This window comes from Alkalihalophilus lindianensis, assembly GCF_032843265.1.
Taxonomy (GTDB): Bacteria; Bacillota; Bacilli; order Bacillales; family Bacillaceae_D; genus Alkalihalophilus; species Alkalihalophilus lindianensis.
The window spans coordinates 732,457-758,425 of the sequence record NZ_JAWJBA010000001.1 but is presented as its reverse complement, the minus strand read 5'-3'; the positions used below and the strand labels follow the sequence as shown (position 1 = coordinate 758,425).

The 25,969-nt window shown below is 37.2% G+C and carries 27 protein-coding genes and 1 riboswitch; of the genes, 8 read left to right on the top strand and 19 right to left on the bottom strand.

Annotation, left to right across the window (positions count from 1 at the left end; genetic code table 11):
* Positions 1-151: 151 nt before the first annotated feature.
* Entirely contained in the window at positions 152-1,066 is a 915-nt protein-coding gene (locus tag RYX56_RS04165) for a ketopantoate reductase family protein (protein ID WP_317120875.1), read from the bottom strand.
* A 298-nt stretch (positions 1,067-1,364) separates the two neighbouring features.
* Here RYX56_RS04165 and RYX56_RS04160 point away from each other — a divergent pair, with 298 nt between their 5' ends.
* The gene (locus RYX56_RS04160; protein ID WP_317120874.1) at positions 1,365-1,811 is read left to right on the top strand and encodes a YkzI domain-containing protein; all 447 of its coding nucleotides are present in this window, start codon (positions 1,365-1,367) and stop codon (positions 1,809-1,811) included.
* Positions 1,812-1,873: 62 nt separating this feature from the next.
* On the opposite strand, the gene RYX56_RS04155 is transcribed toward RYX56_RS04160, so the two are convergent.
* Genes RYX56_RS04155 through RYX56_RS04145 form a run of 3 tightly spaced genes read right to left on the bottom strand, consistent with a single transcriptional unit; the run spans position 1,874 to position 4,012 of the window.
* Positions 1,874-2,599 (bottom strand): P-II family nitrogen regulator, encoded by a 726-nt coding sequence (locus tag RYX56_RS04155; protein ID WP_317120873.1) that lies wholly within the window; start codon positions 2,597-2,599, stop codon positions 1,874-1,876.
* The gene (locus RYX56_RS04150; RefSeq protein WP_317120872.1) at positions 2,583-3,323 is read right to left on the bottom strand and encodes a DUF1538 domain-containing protein; all 741 of its coding nucleotides are present in this window, start codon (positions 3,321-3,323) and stop codon (positions 2,583-2,585) included. Before RYX56_RS04150 ends, RYX56_RS04155 begins: the two co-directional genes overlap by 17 nt.
* On the bottom strand, positions 3,320-4,012 hold the full coding sequence (locus RYX56_RS04145; RefSeq protein ID WP_317120871.1) for a DUF1538 domain-containing protein: 693 nt from the start codon (positions 4,010-4,012) through the stop codon (positions 3,320-3,322). Before RYX56_RS04145 ends, RYX56_RS04150 begins: the two co-directional genes overlap by 4 nt.
* A gap of 162 nt (positions 4,013-4,174) precedes the next feature.
* Between RYX56_RS04145 and RYX56_RS04140 the strand changes: the two genes are divergently transcribed.
* Positions 4,175-4,360 (top strand): hypothetical protein, encoded by a 186-nt coding sequence (locus RYX56_RS04140; RefSeq protein WP_317120870.1) that lies wholly within the window; start codon positions 4,175-4,177, stop codon positions 4,358-4,360.
* 109 nt (positions 4,361-4,469) lie between these two features.
* On the opposite strand, the gene RYX56_RS04135 is transcribed toward RYX56_RS04140, so the two are convergent.
* The 3 genes from RYX56_RS04135 to RYX56_RS04125 all read right to left on the bottom strand — a co-directional run bounded on the left by RYX56_RS04135 (position 4,470) and on the right by RYX56_RS04125 (position 8,481).
* A complete protein-coding gene (locus tag RYX56_RS04135; RefSeq protein WP_317120869.1) occupies positions 4,470-6,281 on the bottom strand; it encodes an SEC-C domain-containing protein in 1,812 nt (603 codons plus the stop codon).
* Between the two features lie 167 nt (positions 6,282-6,448).
* A complete protein-coding gene (locus RYX56_RS04130; protein WP_317120868.1) occupies positions 6,449-8,101 on the bottom strand; it encodes an acyl-CoA dehydrogenase family protein in 1,653 nt (550 codons plus the stop codon).
* 2 nt (positions 8,102-8,103) lie between these two features.
* On the bottom strand, positions 8,104-8,481 hold the full coding sequence (locus RYX56_RS04125; RefSeq protein WP_439108463.1) for a MerR family transcriptional regulator: 378 nt from the start codon (positions 8,479-8,481) through the stop codon (positions 8,104-8,106).
* Between the two features lie 281 nt (positions 8,482-8,762).
* Here RYX56_RS04125 and RYX56_RS04120 point away from each other — a divergent pair, with 281 nt between their 5' ends.
* The gene (locus RYX56_RS04120; RefSeq protein ID WP_317120866.1) at positions 8,763-8,963 is read left to right on the top strand and encodes a cold-shock protein; all 201 of its coding nucleotides are present in this window, start codon (positions 8,763-8,765) and stop codon (positions 8,961-8,963) included.
* A 349-nt stretch (positions 8,964-9,312) separates the two neighbouring features.
* A complete protein-coding gene (locus tag RYX56_RS04115; RefSeq protein WP_317120865.1) occupies positions 9,313-10,851 on the top strand; it encodes an AbgT family transporter in 1,539 nt (512 codons plus the stop codon).
* A 324-nt stretch (positions 10,852-11,175) separates the two neighbouring features.
* Here the strand turns inward: RYX56_RS04115 and RYX56_RS04110 are convergent, their stop codons facing one another.
* The 5 genes from RYX56_RS04110 to RYX56_RS04090 form a co-directional block, all read right to left on the bottom strand.
* Positions 11,176-11,334 (bottom strand): hypothetical protein, encoded by a 159-nt coding sequence (locus RYX56_RS04110; protein ID WP_317120864.1) that lies wholly within the window; start codon positions 11,332-11,334, stop codon positions 11,176-11,178.
* A 159-nt stretch (positions 11,335-11,493) separates the two neighbouring features.
* The gene (locus tag RYX56_RS04105; RefSeq protein WP_317120863.1) at positions 11,494-11,697 is read right to left on the bottom strand and encodes a cold-shock protein; all 204 of its coding nucleotides are present in this window, start codon (positions 11,695-11,697) and stop codon (positions 11,494-11,496) included.
* Positions 11,698-12,449: 752 nt separating this feature from the next.
* Complete coding sequence (locus RYX56_RS04100; protein WP_317120862.1) at positions 12,450-13,421, bottom strand: YbgA family protein; 972 nt, start codon at positions 13,419-13,421, stop codon at positions 12,450-12,452.
* Between the two features lie 27 nt (positions 13,422-13,448).
* Positions 13,449-14,300 (bottom strand): Cof-type HAD-IIB family hydrolase, encoded by an 852-nt coding sequence (locus RYX56_RS04095; protein WP_317120861.1) that lies wholly within the window; start codon positions 14,298-14,300, stop codon positions 13,449-13,451.
* Positions 14,301-14,435: 135 nt separating this feature from the next.
* Complete coding sequence (locus tag RYX56_RS04090; RefSeq protein WP_317120860.1) at positions 14,436-14,594, bottom strand: hypothetical protein; 159 nt, start codon at positions 14,592-14,594, stop codon at positions 14,436-14,438.
* Positions 14,595-14,706: 112 nt separating this feature from the next.
* Between RYX56_RS04090 and RYX56_RS04085 the strand changes: the two genes are divergently transcribed.
* Complete coding sequence (locus tag RYX56_RS04085) at positions 14,707-15,270, top strand: DUF6376 family protein (protein WP_317120859.1); 564 nt, start codon at positions 14,707-14,709, stop codon at positions 15,268-15,270.
* Positions 15,271-15,318: 48 nt separating this feature from the next.
* Here the strand turns inward: RYX56_RS04085 and RYX56_RS04080 are convergent, their stop codons facing one another.
* Entirely contained in the window at positions 15,319-15,942 is a 624-nt protein-coding gene (locus tag RYX56_RS04080; RefSeq protein ID WP_317120858.1) for a YhcN/YlaJ family sporulation lipoprotein, read from the bottom strand.
* Positions 15,943-16,238: 296 nt separating this feature from the next.
* Between RYX56_RS04080 and RYX56_RS04075 the strand changes: the two genes are divergently transcribed.
* Positions 16,239-16,406: an aspartyl-phosphate phosphatase Spo0E family protein gene (locus RYX56_RS04075; RefSeq protein WP_317120857.1), complete on the top strand. Its 168-nt coding sequence runs from the start codon at positions 16,239-16,241 to the stop codon at positions 16,404-16,406.
* Between the two features lie 86 nt (positions 16,407-16,492).
* Positions 16,493-16,675, top strand: a riboswitch (Lysine riboswitch).
* A gap of 129 nt (positions 16,676-16,804) precedes the next feature.
* Complete coding sequence (gene dapA / locus RYX56_RS04070) at positions 16,805-17,692, top strand: 4-hydroxy-tetrahydrodipicolinate synthase (RefSeq protein ID WP_317120856.1); 888 nt, start codon at positions 16,805-16,807, stop codon at positions 17,690-17,692.
* 31 nt (positions 17,693-17,723) lie between these two features.
* On the opposite strand, the gene RYX56_RS04065 is transcribed toward dapA, so the two are convergent.
* From RYX56_RS04065 to RYX56_RS04045, 5 genes are all read right to left on the bottom strand, one after another.
* Entirely contained in the window at positions 17,724-18,647 is a 924-nt protein-coding gene (locus RYX56_RS04065) for a DMT family transporter (RefSeq protein ID WP_317120855.1), read from the bottom strand.
* Positions 18,648-18,765: 118 nt separating this feature from the next.
* Positions 18,766-19,950 (bottom strand): M24 family metallopeptidase, encoded by a 1,185-nt coding sequence (locus RYX56_RS04060; protein WP_317120854.1) that lies wholly within the window; start codon positions 19,948-19,950, stop codon positions 18,766-18,768.
* A 48-nt stretch (positions 19,951-19,998) separates the two neighbouring features.
* Positions 19,999-21,438: an aldehyde dehydrogenase family protein gene (locus RYX56_RS04055; protein ID WP_317120853.1), complete on the bottom strand. Its 1,440-nt coding sequence runs from the start codon at positions 21,436-21,438 to the stop codon at positions 19,999-20,001.
* A gap of 4 nt (positions 21,439-21,442) precedes the next feature.
* Positions 21,443-22,501 (bottom strand): homoserine dehydrogenase, encoded by a 1,059-nt coding sequence (locus tag RYX56_RS04050; RefSeq protein ID WP_317120852.1) that lies wholly within the window; start codon positions 22,499-22,501, stop codon positions 21,443-21,445.
* 35 nt (positions 22,502-22,536) lie between these two features.
* Entirely contained in the window at positions 22,537-23,721 is a 1,185-nt protein-coding gene (locus tag RYX56_RS04045; RefSeq protein ID WP_317120851.1) for a cystathionine gamma-synthase family protein, read from the bottom strand.
* Positions 23,722-23,898: 177 nt separating this feature from the next.
* Here RYX56_RS04045 and RYX56_RS04040 point away from each other — a divergent pair, with 177 nt between their 5' ends.
* Positions 23,899-25,569: a PucR family transcriptional regulator gene (locus tag RYX56_RS04040; protein WP_317120850.1), complete on the top strand. Its 1,671-nt coding sequence runs from the start codon at positions 23,899-23,901 to the stop codon at positions 25,567-25,569.
* A gap of 16 nt (positions 25,570-25,585) precedes the next feature.
* Here RYX56_RS04040 and kapB read toward each other — a convergent pair whose 3' ends face one another.
* Positions 25,586-25,960, bottom strand: coding sequence for a kinase-associated lipoprotein KapB (kapB, locus tag RYX56_RS04035; protein ID WP_317120849.1), 375 nt, complete (start codon positions 25,958-25,960; stop codon positions 25,586-25,588).
* Positions 25,961-25,969: the final 9 nt, after the last annotated feature.

Sequence of the window (25,969 nt, the reverse complement as noted above, 5' to 3'; positions counted from 1 at the left end):
TGTTTGTTTGTTTTTCTACCTTCTTACATCGTTTAATTGGAGATTAAAGAGGTATCAGCTGGTCATATATGGGTCATTGGCGATATTACACTACTCCCCCTCTCTCCCCATCAAAAAAGCGGACCTTCACTAGTTGAAAGTCCGCTTTCTTTTATTGGGTTTGTTGCTCATATAATTTTAAATTAACATACACACTCTTTAAAATGGGAACTTCAATATGATGCTTTCTTGCTTTTTCCAATAAATAACCTTGTAAGTGATCTACTTCAACAGCTGATTGTTTTTCCATATCTCGTTGCATCGAGGATTTCATCCCTGCTTCTACACTTAGAAACCGATCAAACTGAATAGTTTCAAGGGCATCATCAATGGGAGCATTTTCTGCACGCATGACTTTGGCAACTTCTTCAAACAACCCTTTAATAACTTCGCTTCCTTCCCTCAAGTTGCGAATAGGTCCTACAGGTTGTCTAAATAATGTTGTGACACCCGACATCGTTGTAATAAATGAATACTTATGCCACATCTCTTGTAAAATGGACTCACTCACATTAACAGAAGCATTTACTCCTGAGAATGCTTTTTCGATTCTTTTTACTCTGTCTGAATACTTACCATCTAGCTCTCCAAATATAAATTGATGCGCTTTACTCGTCTGTATGATCTGACCATCCTCATTTACTGTTGATTCAATAAAGCATAATCCCCCGATAACCCTTTCTTGATTAAAGGCTTGCTGTAGTGAATGGATATGATCAATCCCGTTTAGCATAGGAATGATAACTGTTTCTTTATGTACGAAAGGTTTAACTGCTTCAATCGCTTGATCAAGATGGTAGGCTTTCGTGCTTATTAAAACGACATCAAATTGGCCATCTTCTCCTTCTACTACCGTTTTGGGAGTGGTTGTGTAATCTCCATTTACACTTTCAATCACTAATCCATGATCGAGTAATTGCTCTTGACGTTTATATCTGACTAAAAATGTAACATCTTCACCTTTTTCAAGTAATCTCCCACCAAAATATCCACCAACTGCACCTGCTCCAACAACAAGAAATTTCATAAAAGATTATTCACCCCTTCATTAACACTTGCTTTTAGTATACAACTTGTCAGAATATTTTAGTAGTTTTAGCTCTATGTTTAATAACTTAATACGGTATTTGAAATTATATTCAGAATACATTACTGTTCATCATTTTTTTATACCCTTTACTTTTTATAAGCTCATACTATCTCAATGCCTGCTATAACCCATAAAAAACCAAACAATTTATTGTTTCGTTTAATAATCGGCTTCATTATCGCATAGAATGAATTAATTTTCTTTTCGAATCAGCGATTTGAATGGGGTGAAAAAAATGAAGCGTTTCTCAAAAGATCAATTCGACAACCTGTCTATTCAAGTGAAGAAAAATCAATTGAATGAAATTGTTCAGGAGGTCAATGAACTAAAATACGGAGTGTTTTGGGGGTTTGACCGAGGTAAGATGATCCTCACTATCCATAATACAGAAATAAAAAACTTGTTAACCTTCGTCAGACATAAACGTTATATGGAGCTTGTCAGTGTTCATATTCTCTCCAAAGAAATTATTGATGTATTAAATAAAGTGATTGATTATACCACTCATGTTACGATTTTAAAAGAAAGAGAAGCGCAAACAAAAAAATCTGTCCAATATCATGAAATTGACTATTATTTATGTGAATTACATGAGTATATTTTACAAGGAGATAAGTCAAAAATCACGGAGACAAAAGCAATTTTAAAGAACCTTTTGCATAACGGCGTGCAAATGCTGTGATTTTTTTATAAGGACTCATAAAAAAACAAACGAGAGAGAAGGCCTCCTCTCTCTCGTTTTAATTACTCGGTAGTCTTTTCTATCAATTCTTCTATAACATGATTAATCCCTACAACCTTATCTACCTCGATTACAAAAGCAATCCCCTTACCAGATTGATTCAGACCAACTCCAGTTTCGATCGCTTGAAGGACCTCTTTCGTTTTTTTCTGATGAATCAATGTAAGTACCACTTCTTTTTCAGGTTCAATTGGGATATTAAGAAGAGAGGCTTTTTCATGTATTCCAGATCCTCGTCCATTTAAAATCGTCCCACCTTCTGCACCAGCCTCTAATGAAGAATCAATGACTTGATTAGCAGATCCTTTCTTAACAATGGTAACAATTAAATCAAATGGAATATCTTCTTTTGGCATAATGTCTTCATCCTCCTCACCCATGACCTGATCAGCCTCTTCTGGATCGTCTAATAAATGAGCGATTCCAGTTACTTTTTTTAAATCAATTGTAAAGCCAATTCCTTTCCCTGATTCATTCAATTTGCCCGTCTGAACTATGGCATGAACGATTTGATCCATGACCTGCTTTTTAGCAATCGTTAAAATAAGTTCTTTTTCAAATTCAATGGGAATGCCGATGAAAGACTTTTTTTCGTGGATCCCACTTCCTTTTGCGTAAAGGATAGTAGCCCCTTCAGCACCAGCATTCTTAGCTGCTTTTACAAGTGGTTTAGCATGATGCTTCTTCACGATTGTAACAAAAAGTTGTTGACTACGATTTAGACTCACTTTCTTCCCTCCCTTTTCGTTCATATAAAACTCCAAGCACTAATACGGATAATATGGGAGCTAGCGCAACTAACGCAATCATTCCAAACCCATCCATTAACGGATCGCGTCCTTCTGTAACAGAAGCCACACCCACTGCAATAGCTAAAATAAAGGTAACAGTCATCGGACCAGTAGCCACTCCACCTGAATCAAAAGCAATAGAAGTAAAAGTATTACTACTTAAAAAGAGTAAAACAACCGCAATCAAATAACCTGGAATGATATAATACCATAGTGAGAAACCAACTAAAATTCGAAGCATGGACAAGGCAATTGAGACACCTACTCCTATGGATAATGTGTACAGCATGATCTTCTCAGAAATATAACCACCAGAAACCTTTTCAACTTGCTCAATTAAAATTCTCACTGCCGGTTCAGCGAAAGTTGCCACAAAACCTAACACAAATCCAATAGGGATCAACACCCAAGTAAAGGTTAACTCCCCTAACTTCTCTCCCATAACTTCACCCGCTGGGAAAAAGCCTACATGAACGCCTTGCAAAAAGAATGCTAGTCCAAAGAATGATAAAATCATACCTTTTCCAATATTAAATAATTTTTCTTTCTCAAGCTTTAAAAAGAAGAATTGGAATACTAAAAAAAACACAAGTAAAGGTAATAAAGCAAAAAACACTTCTAATAATACTTCACTAAACCCTTCGAAAATCGTAATATTCATCCGTTTATCACCCCTAATATTTGAACCGCTATAATTGGTCCAATAGAAGCGAGTGCAACTAATCCAAAACTATCGCTTGAAGACGTCTTGCCTTTTAACACTGATGCAACTCCGACACCTAATGCTAAAATAAAAGGAACAGTCATTGGACCTGTCGTTACGCCACCAGCATCATAGGATATCGGAATGAACGTATCCGGTGTAAACATCGCCAGCATAAAAACGACACTATAACCACCTAATAACAACCATTTTAATTGGATATTATAAATAATTCTCATCATAGCAAGTGCCACGAATATCCCCACTCCTAATGCAACAGCGTAGATGAGAACCATCTGAGAGATCTCCCCACCTGATACATCGTCAATTTGTTGGGCGAGTACCCGAACATCTGGTTCTGCAACCGTCACGACAAACCCTAAAATAAAACCAACTACAATGATCAACCAAACTTTTTTTGATTTAGGCAAGGTAGAACCAATCATCTCCCCAACAGGTAATAGCCCTACATGGACACCAATTAAAAATAAAATTAACCCTACGCTAACCATCACCACACCGATTAAGAATTGAAAAAACATTTCCATAGGCAGCCCAATTAGCGTAAATTGCAAAATAATAACAACGGCTGTTATTGGAAGAACGGCGAAGAAAACTTCTTTAATGGTATCTTTTACTTGCTGCATATTGTTCCCCTCTCTGTACTGACGCACACTGCTTATTTATACGTTTAGTAATAGCCTTTTACAGAGTAAACAAAACCTTCCATGCCTGTAAGGAGTAATATTCATACACTTATTAGCTCGTTTGATTTATAATAGAATAGGATTGAAACTTAGGAGGTCATTATGGACGAGAAACAATTGAAAAAAAAGAAAATCAGTTTGCAAGATGCAATCAAACAACAACTCGAGAGAAAGAAACAACAAACATCTTCTACTCACTCAAGTTCAACGAAAGACATCAAAACGAAAAGAATGTCTAGTCAATTAACAAAAAAGCCTAACAACCAACGTAAACGTATGGGTATCTAATATTATAAGTGATCGCTATTAGCTTTCACTTATATATGTTTACATAATATTATTATGATCAATTTAGAAAAACAACCGTGCATGTTAATTGCACGGTTGTTAAATTCTCTTATTTCTTTGTATCGGCAGGCTTTAATAATGTTGTTTCTACTTCTTTTAATAAATCGGTAACAAAAGTTGAATAGGTTGTCCCCTCATGATCATCCACCCATTTTGTAAATGCTTTCGTTACACTAATAAAGTCCTTGCATTGTGTCTTCGTTAGTGTTGAATAATGCTCAACTAAGTGGCCCATTAACATATCATTCCATACTGACTCATCCACTTCTTCAACATTATTAATCTCTCCACTTACGGAGTCAAATAATTCCTCTAAAATTTTTAAGCTGTTTGTATATTTACGAATCGTAGAATCTGACTTCCCAGCTGTCTTCACTTCTTTAAATTGTTCTATCAAAGGTAAATAAAACGTCCCTGTATTCTTTTCTGCTCCCCTATTAACCTTATCAACCTGCTCACGATCTAAGGCAATCATTGCGTGAGTTGATTGACGACGATCTCCGCCAGTTACATATGGAGATAATGGTAAATTTAAATGCTTTCGTATCGAATTATAATCAGCTGTATATTCGGTTGACCCTACCTTACTTTTTTGAGCTATAAATAAATCATATTCTGACTGACGCATCCATGTCTCTACAACTTCAAGCTCCCCTTCCCTCACTAATTGCTGAATGGTTCGACCTTCTTCAATAGAAAGTGGTTTTTTAATTTGGGCTTGAAGGTTATTTTGGGCAAACAAAGAAAAACATTTAGGTAGTTCTGGATCCATCTGTACTAACATATTTTTCATTTCTGCATGAAGAGGAATTTCCCACTCCTCAATCGTTTCTTCATCAAAAGAAGCAGACGAGCTAGTGGAGAAGAGGTTTTTAACCTCTGTTAGTGCTTCTTCGTCAAAGGCTTCAACGATCAACGTTGTCCCCTTAATTTGGAGTGTACTTTTTACTTCAGCAGTTAGGACATCGCCCTCCATTTCGGAATCCTCATAACGATACCAATCTAGAATAAAGCTGGCCATTTTGTTTTCATTTGACCAATCTTCAAGATAGATAGATGGTTGACCTTCTAAAAGTCTAACAACTTCCTCTTCATCATGGACATTCCATTTTGCGATGTGCTGACATACCACTTTTGTTTTTGTCTTCTCTTTAGATTTTTGCCCTCTAATAAATACACTTAGAATTTCAGGGTAATAATCCCGCATAATCTCTTCAACAGAAGCTTCTTTTGCCTCTGCTACTTCTCTTATGTAAGTTGTTGCTTCTTTTATGTTCATCGGTCCTTCAAACAATCTAACTCCATAAAACATATGTCTGCTATTAAATGGTTCAATCAGACTGAACGTACCATACCAAGGTGCAAAAGAAGTTTGGTTCTCTTCAGCTAATGACACTTTATATAACTCATTTGATAGGCAGTCTGTAAATGTCACAACGTTATCGGTTTTATTAACCGCTTGAAGAATTCGAGGTGTTAGACTTGCCCATCTCACTACCATTTCAATTTCTTCTTCTGTTAAGTGGTTTTTACGATCACTTAGAAAACTCTCAATTAAACGGCGACCTTCATCTGATCGATTGAAAAATAGCATCCATAAGTCTGTAAAGGATCCACGGAGTTCACTTGGAACTTCACCATTCGTACGGTCATTAAACTCTTTTTCTAGGAAATAACGCTGCTTAGCCGTTAACTGTTCTTTCATATACATACGCATCTTCTCAATTAAAAGTTTACGCTTCGTTACATACTGCTCAAATTGCTGCTCAGAAACGACTTTTGATGTTTCTTTATTCATGCAACACTTCTTATACTTTTTACCGCTCCCACATACACAAGGATCATTTCGTTTAATTGTCATATGATTTCTCTCCTACTTAATCCGCTCATATTCTGCTCTTAGGTTTTCTCTAAAAACAAGGCACCTTTTATAATAGACGAAATAGTACCTATAAATCAATGGTTTACGTATACCTAAAAGGTAATCTCATAGTGAAGAACCGCTCATTTGATAGAGCGGTTCAAAAATTATCGAACAATCAAATTAAAATCTTCCTTTAACTGAGCCGCATCTTCAAATGCACGATCCTGGTTAAAAGACTGTTTACAAAAACGTTCTACTATTTTTTCTTCCCGTTCCGTTCCTTTTTTTGCCCATGATAACGCCACTTGTGCTTCAAATATAAGAACCATTTGTTTTGCCATTTTTTTCGCGTAATATGTTTTAGTGTCCTCATCAGTTCCTTCAATAAATTGGGTCAACCTTTCAAGTGTATCAATTTCATTTAGTATCATATCTCTGGACTTGGTAAGGCTAGCAGGAACATCTTTTACCGATTTTTTCATCCGTTTGATAAATAGGGAATGAACTTTTGTTTTGTTCATTAATCGGATAATCTCGAGTCCTAACACATTTGCTGTCCCTTCCCATACAGTCAATACTTGAGCATCTCTTAAAAGTCTTGGTGTGACAAAGTCCTCAATGTAACCATTCCCACCTAACATTTCTATCGCTTCATGCGAAAAATGAATTGCTTGCTCAGCTGATTCTTTCTTTATAATGGCAATAAGTAAACGCACATATGCCGCCTCTTCGGTTAAAACTGTTTCATCATTACTCATTAATTGATCATATTGTTCCACTAATTCGAAAGTTGCTAGCGTTTCTACCTCGTGTTTAACAGTAAGATTTAAGAGGGTCTCTTGCACCATAGGATATTCTATAAGTTTTCTCTTAAATGCATGCCGTAGCTTTGCATATTTTAGTGCTTCTTGTAAGGCCCTGCGCATAATTCCTATCGAAGCAACAGCATTACAAATTCGAGATAAATTAAGTGCTTCCATCATATAGTAGATCCCTTTTGATGTCTCACCTACGAGATGCCCTTTTGCCTCTTTAAATTCCACTTCTGCAGACGGCACAGCCCTGACGCCAAGTTTATCTTTTAATCGCCTAATCGAAATACCATTCAATGACCCATACTCGTCTTTCCAGGGAACTGCAAACAAACTTAGTCCCTTGGTTCCTTCTCGGTCCCCTTCAATTCTTGCTAATACCATAGCTACACCGCACATACCAGCATTTGATGCAAAGTATTTCTCACCAGATAATAAATATGTCTCCCCGTCTGCAATTGCTTTCGTTTCGTTAGCACCAACATCTGACCCACCTTGCCGTTCGGTTAAAAAGGTTGCTCCCTCATATAGTTCAATTTCACCTGTCGATAACACATGGGGTAAAAAGCGTTCCTTTACTTCTTCGGATGCAAATCGATCAAGCAAAAGAGCAGTGGCCATCGATAAGGTGACTGGACAATAAAAACCTGGCTCTGATTGAGATAAAAGGTAACCTTGTGCATAAGAGTATAAATAATTACCCTTTTTTTCTAATTCAGGAATCTGCTTATGAACATAGCCTACAATTCCTGTATGATACGTATCGAGGACGGTTTTCTTATACCCTTCATTAACCCAAACCTTTGAAATATCTTCGCCAAAACGATCATATTTCACTAGTTTAGGCCGCCCTTCTTGGTCGGTGTGCTTAGCTCTTTCATCAATTTCTGTAGCGCAACTCTTTCCGAACATTCTTAGTCTTTCATCTGCCCAATTGTACATATCTGGATCAAGTTTTTGTTTAAGTATTCGTTGAATAACTAAATCATCTTCATAAAAGTTCATGTTTATCTCCCCTTTTTCACTCTTTCTCTAAACTCCCATAAGAGATTTTCCATTTCATTTTTCAATTGTGTCAATTCATTAATCCTTATCGTAATTTCATTTAAACGTTTTTCACCAAATGTTATCGTCCGCTCAAGCTGCTTTACCCCACTTGGATCGACCTCGAAAAGTTGGACCATTTCCTTGATTTCTTCAAGGGTAAATCCATATTTTTTACCACGAAGAATTAATTGAAGCTTGACATGATCACCTTTTGAATACATTCGCTGATTTCCATCTGTACGCGCTGGTGTGAGGAGATGTAATTCTTCATAATATCTAATCGTTCTTGTAGAGATGCTAAATTCGTTTGCCAGTTCACTAATTTTAAACAATCGTATTCACCTCACATTAAAACACTCGCTTACTAGTAGACTACCATTTACGTTAACGTTAACTTCAAGAACAATTAGGTAAATACCTTCTAATCGTCAGTTAATTTCCAACTTTTTGCTAAAAACACTTGCTGCATGAAAGCCTATATGTTAAACTAAGGTTAATTATTTTTGATCGTTCTTAAGGTGCTAGATGAAAGAAACGAATGTTGATTTCCTCTTGAACATTATTAATGACGAGAATAGTAATACAATTGGTGCGAGTTGCACTTATAGGAGGAAATACAATGTTAGAAGGTACAGTAAAATGGTTTAACGCAGAAAAAGGTTTTGGTTTCATCGAGCGCGAAGGTGGAGACGATGTATTCGTTCACTTCTCAGCTATCCAAAGCGAAGGTTTCAAATCGCTTGAAGAAGGTCAATCAGTGACTTTCGAAATCGTTGAAGGTAACCGTGGCGAGCAAGCAGCTAACGTTCAAAAAGCATAATATTAGCTACCCCCTCATTACTGAGGGGGTTTTTTATACTTAACCATAACTTTTTTAGTATAATATTGTGTATTCAATAAATTCCAATAGATAGTTACTCGAAGGTGCTTCCCCTCTCTTTATCCGCCTAATAAAATTCATTTTATATTTAAAGATTCAAATATCTCTTCTATTATCTAACTATTCAATTATTATTCTAAGATATTTATAGGACTTACGATTCATTTTTTCGTTCATTTTCGAATTCTTGTTTCCTACTTACTCCTAAGTGATGTAGAATGATACACGTGTCTAGACCCAGATACAATATCGTCAGAAAATTACATATTAGAGGGGAGCTTTCTAACTCATGGAAAAAGGTAAAAAGCAAGGTGCTTTCAATAAATTCCTAACCTTTATTGAAGTTACCGGTAACAAACTACCTCACCCAATTACCTTATTTGCCATTTTAGCGGTATTGGTTGTTTTCGCTTCTGCCATCTTATCTAGCATGAACATTAGTGTAGAAAGTCCAGCGGAACCAGGGGTAGAAGTAACTGTTACAAACCTACTTTCTTCTGAAGGCATACATTACATTGTCACGAATATGGTAAGTAACTTTATTAACTTTGCTCCACTCGGTGTCGTACTAGCGACAATGATTGGTATCGGAGTAGCTGAGCGCAGTGGCTTAATTAGTGCAGCACTTCGCGGACTTGTTACTTCTGTTCCTAAAAGACTTATCACAGCAGCATTAGTTTTTGCTGGGATTATGTCAAGTGTGGCTTCTGATGCAGGTTATGTGGTATTGCCACCACTAGGTGCACTTCTATTCATTGCATTAGGTAGACACCCATTAGCTGGTTTAGCTGCGGCATTTGCAGGGGTTTCTGCAGGATTTAGTGCAAACTTATTTTTATCTGCAACCGATCCAATGCTCGGGGAATTAACAAGACAAGCTGCAGCAACATTTGATCCTGCTTACGCTGAGACAATCAACATTGCAATGAACTATTACTTTATCGCTGCGTCGGTATTTGTATTAACTATTGCTGGTACGTTTGTTACCGAGAAATTGGTTGAACCACGTCTAGGATCTTATAAGAAAACAGAGACTGATGACGCTGAAAAGATTGACTATTTAAACTCTAATGAGAAAAAAGCGTTATTATGGTCAGGTATTTCAATGGTAGCAGTTATTGCTGTTATGGCATTACTCATTGTACCTGAATGGGGACCTCTTCGTGGGGATGGCCCTAACGCTATCGTCAACTCGCCATTTATGCGTTCATTAGGACCAATTATTTTGTTTGTTTTCTTGATTCCAGGTATTGTTTATGGAATTATGACTAAAACGATTAAAAATGATAAAGATGTAGCAAATCAAATGTCTGATACAATGGCATCTATGGGAATGTTCATTGTCCTTGCCTTCACAGCAGGTCAATTTGTTGCCTTCTTTAACGAAACAAACATGGGCCTTGTATTAGGTGTATACGGAGCTGAATTTTTACAAAGCGTTTCATTTACAGGAATTCCACTTGTTCTTGCATTTATGGTTGTTGCCGGTTTTATTAATTTATTCATCGGTAGCGCTTCTGCTAAGTGGGCGATTATGGCTCCTGTATTTATCCCAATTATGATGCAACTTGGGTACTCTCCAGAGTTAACACAAATGGCTTATCGTATTGCAGATTCAACCACCAATATTATTTCACCACTTATGACATACTTTGCAATTATTATTGCCTTTGCTCAAAAGTATGATAAGAAGATGGGTATCGGTACATTGATTTCTGTTATGCTTCCATATACAATTGTATTTTCAATTGTATGGGCTGCGATGCTGATCATTTGGATGCTCTTTGGAATTGATCTAGGTCCAGCATCACCAATTCATTATCCTTAATATGAGTTATTAGAAAAGGCCTTGACATCTTGTCAAAGCCTTTTTTCTATCGATTTAACCCCTATCCTTTAAACCCGATAAACGGTACTCCATATTCATTTAACTTCTCGCAAATTTCTTGTTGAGTAATTTTTATACGTTCTTTCCCTTCACTTTCTAATTGGTTAATAACCTGTTCAATAATCCCCTTCATTTCTTAGAAAGAAAGTATAACCTATTTCCACATCCCAACAAAGAGTTCCCTTTCCACTATTTGAGTATCATATAAGCAAACAAGCCTAGTAAACAAGTATTATCTAGGCTTATTTATATGAACTTCACTTATTAAACACGACTCATTTTTTCAAGTTGCGCCTCAAGCATTTGAACGTATTCTTCATACACTTCGATAAATGCTTCTCTTTTGTATTGATGACGATCCTCTTTCATCAAGTTAATTTTCTTTCTCATCTCAACAATATTCGGCTCTAAATTTTCACTCATTATTATTACCTCCAATAGGGTTGTTACAGTACTATTCCACCAATCACCTTGCCTTAAACTTCTTAGGTTTGACTTAATTAAAGGTGAATACGGTAATTGAAATTTATTTTATGTAAATAAAAAAAGCACTACCTAATTAGGTAGTGCTCTATATGCTACTTAGCGCTTAACAACGTTAGCAGCTTGAGGTCCGCGATCGCCATCAACGATTTCGAACTCAACAGATTGACCTTCATCAAGTGATTTAAATCCTTCGCCAGTAATAGCGCTGAAGTGTACGAATACATCGTTTCCGCCTTCAACTTCGATAAAACCGAATCCTTTTTCTGCATTAAACCATTTTACTGTACCAGTTTGTGTCATGCTAAAAAACCCCATTCTTAATAAATTTCTTAATATGCCAATCGTATTTACAATCTGTGGTAAATAAAAATTCACATATTATAAGGAACATCAGTCACTAAACCGAGTGAATATCCCTTATAACATGTGAATACTGAACCCCTGCTTGTGTTACTCATGATTACCAATAAATAATATAGAAAGTATAAAAGATCCTGTTCTATTCTTCCAAACAATAAAAGCCCTACCTCTCTTTCATCCTTGCGGCTCCGATGACCGCGCCAGCTGAGTGAAAAGCGCTTGATAGTTGGAGAAGAATTAAACTGTTAATATCACTATAACTGATTCATACTAATTTTGCAAGTCTAGCTGTATTATATCCTTTAAATACAGAATGATGAATCCCAATTAATACTTAACTGTACCATAACAAAAGCCACTCCTAAATGATTAGGAGCGGCTTTTATTTAATTAGTTACGGCTGTAATAATCATTAATCATTTCAAGGATAGATGGCTCTTCTTTTACCTCTACTTGTTTACGATCCGCATTTGTTTTTACTTTTTCCATTTTCAACACCCCTTCATTTTGTTTTTCGAATGTTCAATCTTTTATCTTACTCATAGTATATGCAACTGTACTATAATAGTCAACAACTTTTTGTTGTTGTATTATTACATTTTTATTTCACTAATGTTTCACGCATACTGTCTTTCTTATTTTGATTGATAAATTTTTATAAATAAAAAACTCGATCCATTAAGATCGAGTTTTTAAGATAAACTTCTTCCTTTACCAGAATCTGAAATCGCTACAAGTGACTCTGGATAAGGGGTAAAATAATATTGTTGCAGGAGATAGTCATTTTCAAAACGATAACTCCATGATCGTAGCATCGTTAATAGACTGCTTAATGGAATTTTCTGTTCCTTGAATTGATCAAGTGAAGTTAAGAAATGATCTTTTTCTGCTTTTGTTAAATGTTTTGAGAAATAACCAAATACATGCTGGCAGACGTTAATATGATCGTTTGGTTTAGGCATTCTATGAAACAGTTTATGTAACTCGTCTTCATATTGAGTGAAAACCTCTTCGTTTGCAAGCTTCTCGTGATTTGCAGCAATTCTTCCTAAAGCTCGCATCGAATCTTGATTACAAGCCATAAATAAGTACTTATTTTTCGCCTGAAATTGCATCAACTTTGAAATGGAATCTTCCTTTTTTACTTCACGGAATTCAGCTACAGTAAATAATCGAGTTAAAAAATGCTCTCTAACAATAAAGTTCTTTAGACGTCCCTCATCCTCTTTTGCAACTAAAGTAAAATGTTCCTTTACATGAGAAGCGAAAATGCCAGCCTCAGTCCTTAAAACAGGGGTCTTTTCCATCCCACTATACACTTTGGCATCAAATACGCCACAGCTTGGAGAACGAGTTTTTAAAATGAATCCATCAATATCTTTTAATGATCCTAGAAATTCCAGTGAGAACTCCTCCATCTTTGAAGTTAAATTCAATCCAGAATCAGGCTGCATTAACTTTGTTTTATCCCCATCTGCCACTAACCTAATGACCTCTCGAGGTGTACCTAATCCAATTTCAACTTCAGGACAAACAGGAATAAATTCCACATATTCGTTTAATTTTTCAATTAATTTATCTGGTATTCTTTCACCATTATAACGGCAAGCCTCAAATTCAAGACATTTACTTACAACAACCCTTGGTTTAGCAAACGAACGCATAGGCTCACTCCAATCACACACTTCAATTTACAGTTGTTTTAAAATCGCCTTAGCTACTCCACTTTCATCATTTGTAGCCGTAATCTCATTTGCAATCTCTTTTACTTCTTTTATTGCATTTCCCATAGCTACTGCATGTCCTGCAATCTTAAACATAGATAGATCATTCCCGTTATCACCTATAACCATAACATCTTCTAAAGAAATTCCCTTTTGTGCTGCGAATTGTCTTACAGCTATCCCCTTTTGTGCTTCCTTATGAGTAATTTCAATGTTATCCGAAGCAGACGAACTGATCGCTAAGTTAGAGAAAGACAATAATTTATCTTTCGCTGCATTACGGCTTTGATCATTCCTTGAAAAAGCTAATACTTTGTAGAAATGAATGGATGAATCATTAAACAGGGCTTTATAATCCTCAATATGGGTAACAGCGCCTTTTTCATAACGTTCTTCTGCAATTCTAGTCATTTCCTCGACGGAATCATTTGAACCAGCAGACTGAAGAACATCAATGACTGTTTCGATCCCTCTTTCATAGTTATCTGTGAAGGCACCTTTATTTGTATATAATTCGTAATAAACATCATGCTTATGTAGGATTTCCATCGTCTTTTTAACTGTAGAGCTATCAAGAGATACGACCTTTAGTACTTCCCCTTTTGCAGTTTGTATCTCGGCTCCGTTTACACTGATGACCGGACAACTTAATTTAGCTTCTTGCAAAGGGATTCTTGCTTCTTTATCATCACGTCCAGTCGCAATCACTACCTCTATCCCTTTTTTTTGAGCTTGCTTTATCGCATCAGCATTCTCCGCTGTTACTTTTCGTTCATCATTTAATAATGTGCCATCCATATCAATTGCGATTAATTTCACTACTTACCACTCCAATTCAATACCCTTTTTTCCTATTCTAATCAAATGGCTTCTTTCTTTCAAATAGTTGCGCTTATATAACTTTAATTCTCCATATAAAAAAGCAGAAGAACGGTGATCCTTCTGCTTTCGTCATTATCGCTTGTTTACGTCATTTAAGGATTGATCAATACGTGCTAATGTTTCATTCGCTTTCTGTTCGAGAAGTTGTTCGAAAACATGAGACATATGATTGCCAAGCATCATCACACCAAAAAACAGTGAAAAAAATAGGAGTACTAAAAAAATAAGCATGTAAATCCCTCCCATTCGCTTTGTACCAACTTATGAACAGAAGTGAGGTTACATGCATATTTTTTCCTTTTTCGTTACATACTTTGGTTAATAGAACGAATGAGGTGATGAGTTGAACAAAAAAATGATCCTCCTGCTGACAAGTACCTTTGTAATCGTTACGGGATGTATGCAAGATAATAGTTCTGACCTTATACATGATATAAAACAAAACGAACAAGAGGGTACACTAGGTGCACAAAGATTTTCTAACAATACAGATCAAAATAGGGTTCTTCATCGTGCTGACACAGAGTTACTAGCCTACGCAAAAGAAGCAGCCTTTTATTTAGAAGAAACCATTAATCACTTTGAAGTAATTGCTCCAATTCTTCAGCAGAAAACATTAAATAACGATTCTAAAACTTCAGTGTTGAGTACGATTCATTCGATTAAAAACAACAGTGAGAGGTTTCATGACCTTCGAATTCCTCATGAATTTGAAGGATTTCATCAAATACACCTTTCCTTTATCACTGAGTTAACAAATTTAGAAAGAGTAATTGATGACATGAGAGAGCCTATCGATTCTAGACAAGCAGAAAATGCTCGCGTTCATTATGAGAATATCATGATGGCGCATAAGCTTATGGAGCGAGAATATATGTCATTAGCAGAGGAATATGGTTTTTACTAAAGTGAGATACCCAAACAAGCATATAAAAGGCATGCTGGTGCATGCCTTTTAATCTTGGAGTCGATTCATTCTTCGTAAAAACTGACGATCAGCTGTGACGATGATTTGATGAGAGGGATAGTAACCGTGAGCAACACCCTCAACCATTTGTTTTAAAGATTGGAGATTCGTCTGATCGGCTACTACTCCAATCACTACTGTTTGATCATCAGCAAGGATATACACCTGCTCCACTTCTTCAAAGGATTCAATTGTTTCTTTTAAATGACTTTTGTCCTGTTTTGTTGTTAAGATTTTTTGGCCATTCTTCATATCACGTTTAATATGATCTGTATGAGTAGTTTTATCTCTAAGGATCCCTGGTCTGTTATTTAAAATTTTCGCACCAGAATGCGCAGTACCCGTACCTTCATGGGCCATCCCTAAATCGCGGTTTCCTGAGACATAATCGTATCGATTATTTATCCGCGTCACTGAATCTGTAATGCCTTTAGGTGCTGCATCTGGGACCATCATATCCATTAATGGACCTTCCCAGCCTTTCATTCTTTTAACTCCATATCCACTAAAGCCTTCTTCACGATCGGCATTTGCACCAAGAGTCGATTTTTGTTCTATGGTACATCCAGTCATGCACATTAGTGCAAGCAATATAAGCATGATTCTCTTCATAACTCCCCTCCTTTATTAATAGTGTTTACGACTTCGCAAAGATCGACACCAGTAAACAAAAAAAGGTTGTTTCCAATTCATGCATGAGCTAAAGCTCCTCCCTTTATCTACCACTTATTCCTAAAATGTTTGTCGAACCTTTACTACTTTTCGACTTTTATGACTACTTTAGCAGAATCGCTTTTCAACTTTTTTAGAATGGGTATAATAATCTCTATGTGAAAAAAGAACTGACTTACTTACCATACACTTCGGAAAAACAGTAAAAAATGCTAATATGAATGGAGTTGAAAAATATGTTACGTCTAAAAATCGAATTAAAACGTAGACAAATGTTAATCCTTGCAAAAAAACATGGTTTCACTCATAAAGAAACAGTGAAATGTAGTCAAGAACTTGATCAACTTCTTAATAAATTACAAGTAAAGCAGACGAATTTTAACCATGAAAGATATGTAAATTGAGGAATTTTGGACAAAGTGATTGCATTCATTTAAAAGTTTTGATAAGGTTAACTCACAAAATCAATAATCTTTACTTCACATACTGAAGTGAGGGTAGAGGCGCAGTTATCATTAGTAAAAGTGTGGAGGAGAATGAGCTCCTTTGAAACACGTTGAAAGGGATAGTTGCCGAAGCGTAGGGATACTCATTTCTTTTTACGCTGGGACTGTATTTAATAAATGCAGGACTGTCATGTAACAATTTTGTTACGTGGAGGGCTATCTCACGCATTGGAATGATTGTGCAGCCACAACATGTCCATGCAACAATGAGACTGCCTCATTGTTGTTTTTTTGTGCTTTAGGCACATAGCCCACTCAGAAATGAAAGACATTAATACGAATTGAGGGTGAATAGGATGAATTTTGGACGAATACTTACTGCGATGGTAACTCCATTTAACCAACAAGGCGAGCTTTGTGTTGAATCAACAAAAAAACTGGTACAACACCTTATGGAAAATGGTTCCGATGCATTAGTCGTTGGTGGAACGACAGGTGAATCTCCAACATTAACGACAGAAGAAAAATTACAATTATTTAAAACCGTGGTTGAAGAAGTGAATGGAAAAATTCCAGTTATCGCTGGAACTGGCTCAAACAATACCGCTGCTTCAATTGAACTTACTAAAAAGGCACAAGCACTTGGTGTAGATGGTATCATGCTAGTCGCACCATACTATAACAAGCCTTCTCAAGAAGGGCTGTATCAACATTTTAAAACAATTGCTGAAGCGACTACACTTCCCGTTATGCTCTATAACATCCCAGGACGTAGTGCAGTCACTTTAAGTGTAGAAACAACGTTACGCTTAGCACAAATTACAAACATTGTTTCCACGAAAGAAGCAAGTGGTGATTTAGATGCGATTGCAACGATTATTGAGCACGCCCCTGAAGGTTTTTCTCTATATAGTGGTGATGATAGCTTGACTCTACCTATATTAGCCATTGGCGGTACTGGTGTGATCTCGGTTGCATCTCATATTGTGGGGAATCAAATGCAACAAATGGTTCGTCACTATCTAGCTGGACAAGTCCAAGCTGCTGCTTTGCAACACCGTCAGTTGGTTCCGGTTATGAACACATTATTCATGGCTCCAAACCCTACTGCAGTGAAAGCGGCACTTGAATTGAATGGTGTTCAAGTAGGACCTGTAAGATTACCACTTGTCCCTTTAACTGCCGAGCAACAACAAGAGCTTCAACGTGTAATGAAGCCATCAATGAGCTTTTTCGTTAGTTAATAACATAAATAAAAAAAGCATGTAGCCCTCGCTACATGCTTTTTCCTTGTATTGGGACTTTCCTTACCCAATGTTTTTCTGCATACCCAGTACCAAATAACACTCCTGCAACTATAAATAAGAAGCCTACTAGCTGGTATAAATAAATGGTTTCTTTTAAAAAGATAGCAGAAAAAACTAATCCGAAAAAAGGAACAAAGTTATTAAAGATCGCGGTCTGACCTGCTCCGATTTTTTGAATGGCTGCATTAAAAACAAAATGACCAACTGCTGTTGCTACTATAGCTGAAAAGAAAAAGACAATATAAATAAAAGGTGATGCTCCCATCATACTCCCTACACCCGTAGGCTCTACTACTAAACTAACCAATAACAACCCAATTGAACCAAATAGAAGCATCATCGCTGTTACTTGTTTAGAATCCAGTGTTGCCGTCGTCTTTTTAATAAAAATAAAACTTATGGCTTGCACAATCATCGCTATAAATAAGTACACTTCGCCTTTCTCCATCTGGAAAGACCCAATGCCTCCTTGGATAAAAAATACCCCAATTAAAGCAAAACAAATACCTAATAAACGCCATTTCGTTAGCGCTTCTCCTAAAAAAAAGACCGCAAATAACGCCGTTGTTAATGGAAGTAGTGCTAATATAAGCACAGCATTTGATGCATCAATCATTGTTAGACCTTGTGCTAAAAATGTGTGGTGGAGCACGACACCAAACACCATCCCTAATAAAGTATAGCGCCACTCTCTTTTTGATAACGATTGAAATGAGGATCCAAATAATACGATGAGAATGGTCACGATACCAGCAGTTAAAATTCTAAAAGCAGTCATTGTTTGGGGAGGAAATGCTTCTACTAATAATTTCAGCATCACTACATTTAACCCCCAAGAAACCATTACGAAAAAAATTAAACCATATGTAAGCAATAAGGCTCGCTTCTCCACTTCCTACTCCTACCCTTCAATCATCTTTTCTTGTATCTTAACACCCGTAGACACAATCGTCATTGCTTTTTTTCGTAAAGCGAAAGAAAGCACTAATTGAAATTAGTGCTTTCTTTCACTATAGAGCTGATTCAATAATCGGTTTCTCATATAAGTCTCGAGAGAAATTAGTAAGCATTTCAACCCCTTTTTTCGTTATGACAATCGATTCGGTTATTTCAACGCCGTAGGATTCATACCAAATTCCTGGCATGAGATGGAACGTCATATTAGGCTTTAAGATGGATTTGTCACCCGTTCGAAAGCTAATCGTATGCTCTCCCCAATCCGGTGGAAAACTTGCGCCTATTGAATAACCTAGTCGCGAACTTTTTTGATAACCGTATTTTGCAATCGCATCACTCCATGTTCGCTCCACTTCTTCTGCTGTGATACCAGGAGAAATAATGTCGAGGGTTTTCTCAATTCCTTCTTGGACCACTTTAGACAGTTCCTTTACATGAGATGGCGCGTTTCCTATAGCAATTGTTCTGGCTAGAGGTGCATGATAACGTTTATAAACCCCTGCTATTTCTACTGTTAAAAAATCACCCTTTTTGTAACGTCTCTCACTAAACGTTAGATGCGGACACGATGTATTTTCATTTGTTGGCAGCATGGGAACAATAGATGGATAATCCCCCCCATGTTCATCTAATCCTTGGATTTGCGCTTTATAAATGGCAGCCGCAACATCGCATTCTCGCACTCCTACAGCAAGTTGATCATATGCAGCTTGCATCGCTCCTTCAACAATACTCGCAGCCCTTCTCATATAGATTAGCTCTTGGTCGGATTTTATTAATCTGACGCGGTTAACAAGAACGGTTGCATCTTTGAATTCAGCATCTGGAAGACCACCTTGCAGCTTTGTATAGCAAGCAGCCGTAAAGTAATGAGCATCCATTTCAAGGCCAATTCGTCTTTTACTTTGCCCAATTTCTTCAATGATCTTTACTACAAAATCCATTGGATGTCTTTCACTTGATTGAACGTAATAATCTGGATAAGAAATAATATGGTTTTCATCTAGCCATGTTGTTTTCGCAACACTTGTCGCATCCATTTGTCTTCCGATCCAGATTGGCTGCGAATCTTCTAACGTAACAATCATCATTTGGTGAACATAGAAACTCCATGCATTGTAATTCGTTAGGTAATACATATTAGAGGGGTTGGAGATTAATAAGACATCAATCCCACTCTCAACCATTTTCACTTTCGTTTTCCGTAAACGCTCTTCATATTCTGCTAGAGAAAACATCCTTCCACCCCCACCTAAATAAAAACCATTGCTACTTTTAACTCTTTATTATCTTTTAAGCTTGAAAGAAACAACCTTTTCTTCGGTCATTGCATCAATTGCATATTTTATTCCTTCTCGCCCTAAGCCAGAGCGCTTCACTCCCCCAAAAGGCATCCCATCAATTCTCACATCACTACTATCGTTTACCATGACACCACCTACTTCTAATTCTTGAATTGCATAAAAGGCTGATTCTAAATTGGAAGTGAAAATACCTGCTTGTAGTCCGTAACAGCTATCATTCGCTAAGCGGGTTGCTTCCATAAGGGATTCAACTGGAGTGATAACAACCACAGGACCAAATATCTCTTCCTTCACTACTTTTTCGTTTTGTCCGACGTTAGTCAGTACCGCTGGAGTTAAATACGCACCCTTTCTCTCCCCTCCGCAATGCAAAGTCGCTCCTTTTTGACAAGCTTCTCCAATCCATGATTTAACACGCCTTGCTTCCCGTTCAGAAATCATCGGTCCAATATCAGTTGATTCTTCTCGTTTGTCACCTACTTTTAACCGTTTCGTAACTTCAATAAATTTTTCAGTGAAATCGTAGTAGACGGACTGCTCTACGTAAATTCGTTGCACACCTATACAGTTTTGACCAGCTACCCCAAATGCACCCGAAACGGTTGAATGTATGGCTTCATCGAGATCTGCATCGCTTAAAATGATGGTCGGAGCATTCGAGCCAAGTTCCATAGCCATTTTTTTAACCCCTGCTTTTCGGGTAATCGCTTCTCCCGTATCAAACCCTCCCGTAAAGGAAACAAACCGAACATCATCTGATGTAATTAATTCATCCCCTACTTCACGGCCACTACCTGTAATCACCGAGAGAATTCCATCTGGCAAGCCTGCTTCCATAAATGCCTCTGCAAGTCTAATCGCACTTAAGGGTGTCTCACTTGAAGGTTTAACAATCACGGCATTTCCTGAAGCGATGGCTGGACCAACTTTATGTGCGACTAAGTTCAACGGATCATTGAAAGGAGTGATAGCTGCAATGATGCCAATCGGGCAGCGCGAGATATACCCTATTCGTGATTCATGACCTGGCATTTGGGAGAATGGAATGGTCTCCCCTGTTATCCGTCTAGCTTCTTCTGCACTTAAGCGAATTGTCTCTATGCATCGTCCTACCTCTCGTCTTGCTTCTGTTATCGTTTTACTGCTCTCTAGCACGATCGTTTCAGCAAAGAGTGTTTTATGCTCTTCTATATAAGATGCAACACTCATTAGAATGGATTGCCTTTTATGAATGGGAAGGTCTTTAGCAACCCTTGCGCCATTTTTTGCTTGTTGAATCGCCTCTCTCATATCCTCTGCATTTGCTTTTGGTACAGTTGCCACACATTGACCATTACCCGGATCAAATACTTCAATCGTTTCCTCACGTCTTTGCCACTTACCACCAAGCAACATGCCCTCTTGCACAATTTGTTTTTTCATACTATCACCCCTCTTCTACAGTCCACCTTAATTTTTTGTTTAGATGTAGTAAATCAATCAATACAGCAAATGCCGTTTCTTTGATGCCAGCACCAGCTCCAACGAGAGTTATTGGACCAGAAACATCGCAATCATAAGTAATCGCATTTGTAGCACCACTAATGGAAGATAACGGGTCAGAAAGAGGTAATTTAAGAGGTCTTACATATGCCTCAACTCCACTTTCCGTTTTCTCAATAGCACCTATAAGTTTCCAGCGCTTTCCTTCCGCTTTCGCTTGTTTGATATCAGCCTGTGTGATTTCACTTATGCCAACACAAGGAACCTCTTCTTTTTTTAAAGAAACACCAAATAATTCTGATGCTAGAATAAGCACCTTATAAAGAACATCAAACCCACCCACATCACTTGTTGGATCAGCTTCAGCATAGCCTAGCTCTTGAGCTGATGAAAGTGCTTCCTCATAAGCCGATCCATTTTCCATTTGTGTTAAAATATAATTCGTCGTACCATTTAAAATTCCCTTTACACTTAAAAACTCATTGCCACTAAGAGTCATCTTCGGCATTCTAATAGCAGGAGTTCCACTCATCACTGCCCCTTCATAAAAAATGGTCACTCCATTTTCTTTTGCTAATGCTTCTAATTCTTGTTTAGCAAGTGCAACTGGACCTTTATTTGTCATGACAACATGTCGTTTATGATTAAATGCTAATTTACAATGGTCAATAGCCGGTTGACCAGTATGAACATTTGTATAAGTCATTTCAACAATGGTATCTGCATTCGTTTTCTTAATCGTATCCTCACTTGAAAGTCCACGCACCAAGCCTTCATGATCAGGATAATAATGAAGAGTTCCATTCTGTTTTATAGAATGTAATACATCATCAATGTTCAATCCATTTTCGCAATGAAGCGAGCCTTTGTGTAAATCAGAGATAGATACTACTTCAAATTCACTTTGATAGACCTGTTTTAACAGAGATTCTTTTTCTTTAATTAAACGTACGACACCCTGACCAACATTACCAAATCCAATTAGAGCAATTTTATGTGTCATTTTACTATCACCCCTTATTATACGAACGTGAACGTCTATTCGATCGCATCTAATGCTTGAGCGAGGTCATTGAGTAAGTCAGTACTATCTTCAATTCCAGCTGAATACCTTACTAACCCTTCAGGTATGCCGAGTGCTGCTCTCTCCTCCGGTGTATTCTCAACATGGCTTGTCGTTCTCGCCGGTCCGACAGTTGTCTCAACAGCTCCTAAGTTAGCCGCTTTATGAGCATATTTTAATTTCGGGAGGAATTGTCTGACTGCGTCAAGTTCTCCCTTCAGTGCAAAACTTAACATCCCGCCAAAACCAGTCATTTGTCGGCTAGCGATATCATGATGGTGATGATCTTTTAAACCTGGATAATAAACAGCTTCTACTTTTTCATGACCTTGAAGAAATTCAGCTATTATTTGTGCATTTTTCTGTTGTTGGTCAACTCGTAATTTCAATGTTTTCATCCCTCTTAACAATAAATAAGCAGCATTTGGGTCCATTGTTGCACCATTAATTTCTCGGTAATGATAAATTTTCTCAACTAAATCTTTTTTACCTACTGCAGCCCCTCCTAGCGCATCTGCATGGCCACCTAAAAACTTGGTCGCACTATGCAACACTAAATCCGCTCCAAGATGAAGTGGTTGTTGATTGATAGGTGTTGCAAACGTATTATCTACAAATGTCATCGCGCCCACTTCTTTAGCCGCTTTCACCATACGATCAATATTTGTAATTTTTACAGTTGGGTTCGTCGGGGTTTCTAAATAGACGATCTTACACCCTTTTGCAATTTCTCGCTCCATTTGTTCGTGATCCCCTGTATCTACAAGAGTAACTTCTATTTGAAGTCTCGGAAGAAACTCACTAAAAATCTTATTTGTACCGCCATACGTATCTTTAAGTGAAACAACCCGATCTCCTGGCGTTAAGAAAGTTAAAAGTGAATTCGATATTGCAGCCATCCCTGTTGAAAAACTAGTACAAGCTTCTCCATTCTCTAATATTCTCAATTTTTCTTCAAAAGCTTGAACAGTAGGGTTCGTATTACGGCCATATATATGTCCCTTTTTCTTTCCTATTGCCACTTCATACCATTCATCAATGTCGTCATACGTATAAGCGACACTATTGACAACCGGTACTTGCGACGCACCGTGAACGAGAGCATCTTTTTCTCCAGACCATACACTTTTGGTAGCATTATTAATTAGTGGATTTTTCATTAGTCATCCGCTCCTTTCTATCTATACCTCCATCCTACGTTTCATTGAACATAAAAAGCATTCGTCAAACTGTATGAAGTTTCATCCAACCTTTTAGATAAATTATACAAATGTTCAGAAAAATATTGCTGTAGCCATTGGGTATCTTTTACAATAATAAAGAGAGGGGGCAATTACATGAATTTGACGATGGATGAAGTGACATCATTACCTCTACTGAAAAAGGCCATCATTCATACATCAGTTGATCTGTCTGCCCAAAACGTTGAGTGGGTATCGGTAATCGAGGCTCCGGTTGAACAATTTGTACGGCCAGATGAGTTCGTACTTACAACGGGTGTTGGCTTAGGCGATAATGAAGCTCTGTTATCAACTTTTATTCAAGACATTATCAATGCTAAAGCTGCAGGCTTGGCGATTGCAAAAGGGAAATTCATTAAAGAAATTCCAAAAGCAATGATTAAAAAAGCAAAAGCAGAGAATTTTATATTACTTGAGATAGATTGGGATGTACGTTTTTCAGATATCATTCAACAATCCTTAAAGATGCTTGATCAAAAAAAACGAGCTCACTATAACCAGATTGAATCGATGCAACAAACATTACTAGATTTCATCTTAAAAGGAAAAAAGATTCAAGATGTGTGCGACCATGTATCCAATACCATCTCCGCTCCCGTTTTTATCACGGATAATCGAGGAAGTCTGCGCGGGGAATGTGTTCGTGTTACACCTACTATGAAACAATATTTTTCACAAGCCCTACACAACCGGCTTATTGAAACAGGCATTATCTCACAACAACACCCTTCACTAGAATGGTTTCAATATGGCGCAGAACATGCATTTATGCTTGAAATTGAATCGAAAAATCAACTCCAAGGATACTTAGTTGTTGGAGGCTTCGGTCCAAAACCTTTTAGTGAAAAAGAGCACAAAGAATGGATTCGCTTAGTCAAACACGTTACAACAGCAATCGCATTGTTCTTTTTACATGAGCAAGCCATTAAAGAAACCGAATGGTTATTACGTGATGACTTTGTTTGGGAAGTAGCTAAAGGCGGAACACATGTAAATGAAACCTTACAATCACGTGCTAAATCACTTGGGTATCGACTAAACCTCCCTTATGTCGCTCTTGTTGCTACACCTGAATATTTAAAGCTTATGTATGATCAAAAAAAAGAAGTAGACATTTCATATGATCATTGGCTCCACCAGCAAATTAGACAGATGGAAGAAGAAGCAGAACAAATTGCCAAAAAACACTCTCTTAAAGCTATGATTACTTATCAAAATGAAGAGTTTATTATTTTTTTGGAGGTATTACATGATCAAGCAACAGAAACGGCCTTTAGATATATCCAAGCACTTGATGAAAGACTGGTCTTTTTATATCCTTCAATTCGCTTAAGCTGGGGAATTAGTAAGCAGTATGGGTATCACCTTTTTTATGAAAGTTATCATGAAGCTAAAAAAGCATTGGCTATAGGAAAGAAACGTAATGGAAAAGGCAGTAAAAATCTTTTTGCTGATACAAAAATCGACCGTATGATTGAGGCGATGGTTGGTGTAGAAGAGTTAACAGAATTAACAAGACACTTGCTTGACTCGTTGATCCATTACTCCAAAGAACGTCAAATCGATCTGCTCCATACTTTTATGACGTATCACGCCAATAAAGGGAATGTAAGTCAAACGGCAAGAACACTTAATCTTCATCGCCAATCTCTTCTATACCGTTTAAGAAAAATTGAAGCCTTAACTGGTTGTTCTCTTGATAATGCTGATGATTTATTTTTATTAGATCTAAGTACACGTTTATGGACATCTCTTGAGGAAAATTAAAAAACGAGTGCGACATTTATATGCCGTACTCGGTTTTTAATTCTTTTAGATGTTGGATCGACAACTGTGCAAATGGAGTTTGTTTGGTTGCCAGCTGATCATATTTTTCTTGCCATGCCGTTTTTAAAGAGTCCTTGTAAGAAGGTACTTCTCCTTTATATAGCGTAACCGTAGCGAGCGGAACCCAAGTTTTTTCAAATTCAGCAAGGGCCTTCCGCTGATGAAAATAAGCAACATCTGATTGTTTAGGCTGATGAAGATCTCCTTGTGTTGGATGTTTGACAACAGCCAACACTTTCATCAACCCTTTTTGTTCAGACTCTCTCTTTTCTAATAATTCACCAATATACAAACCTGTCTTATATTTAGCTTGAATAAATTCCACGTGCATTCTCCTTTA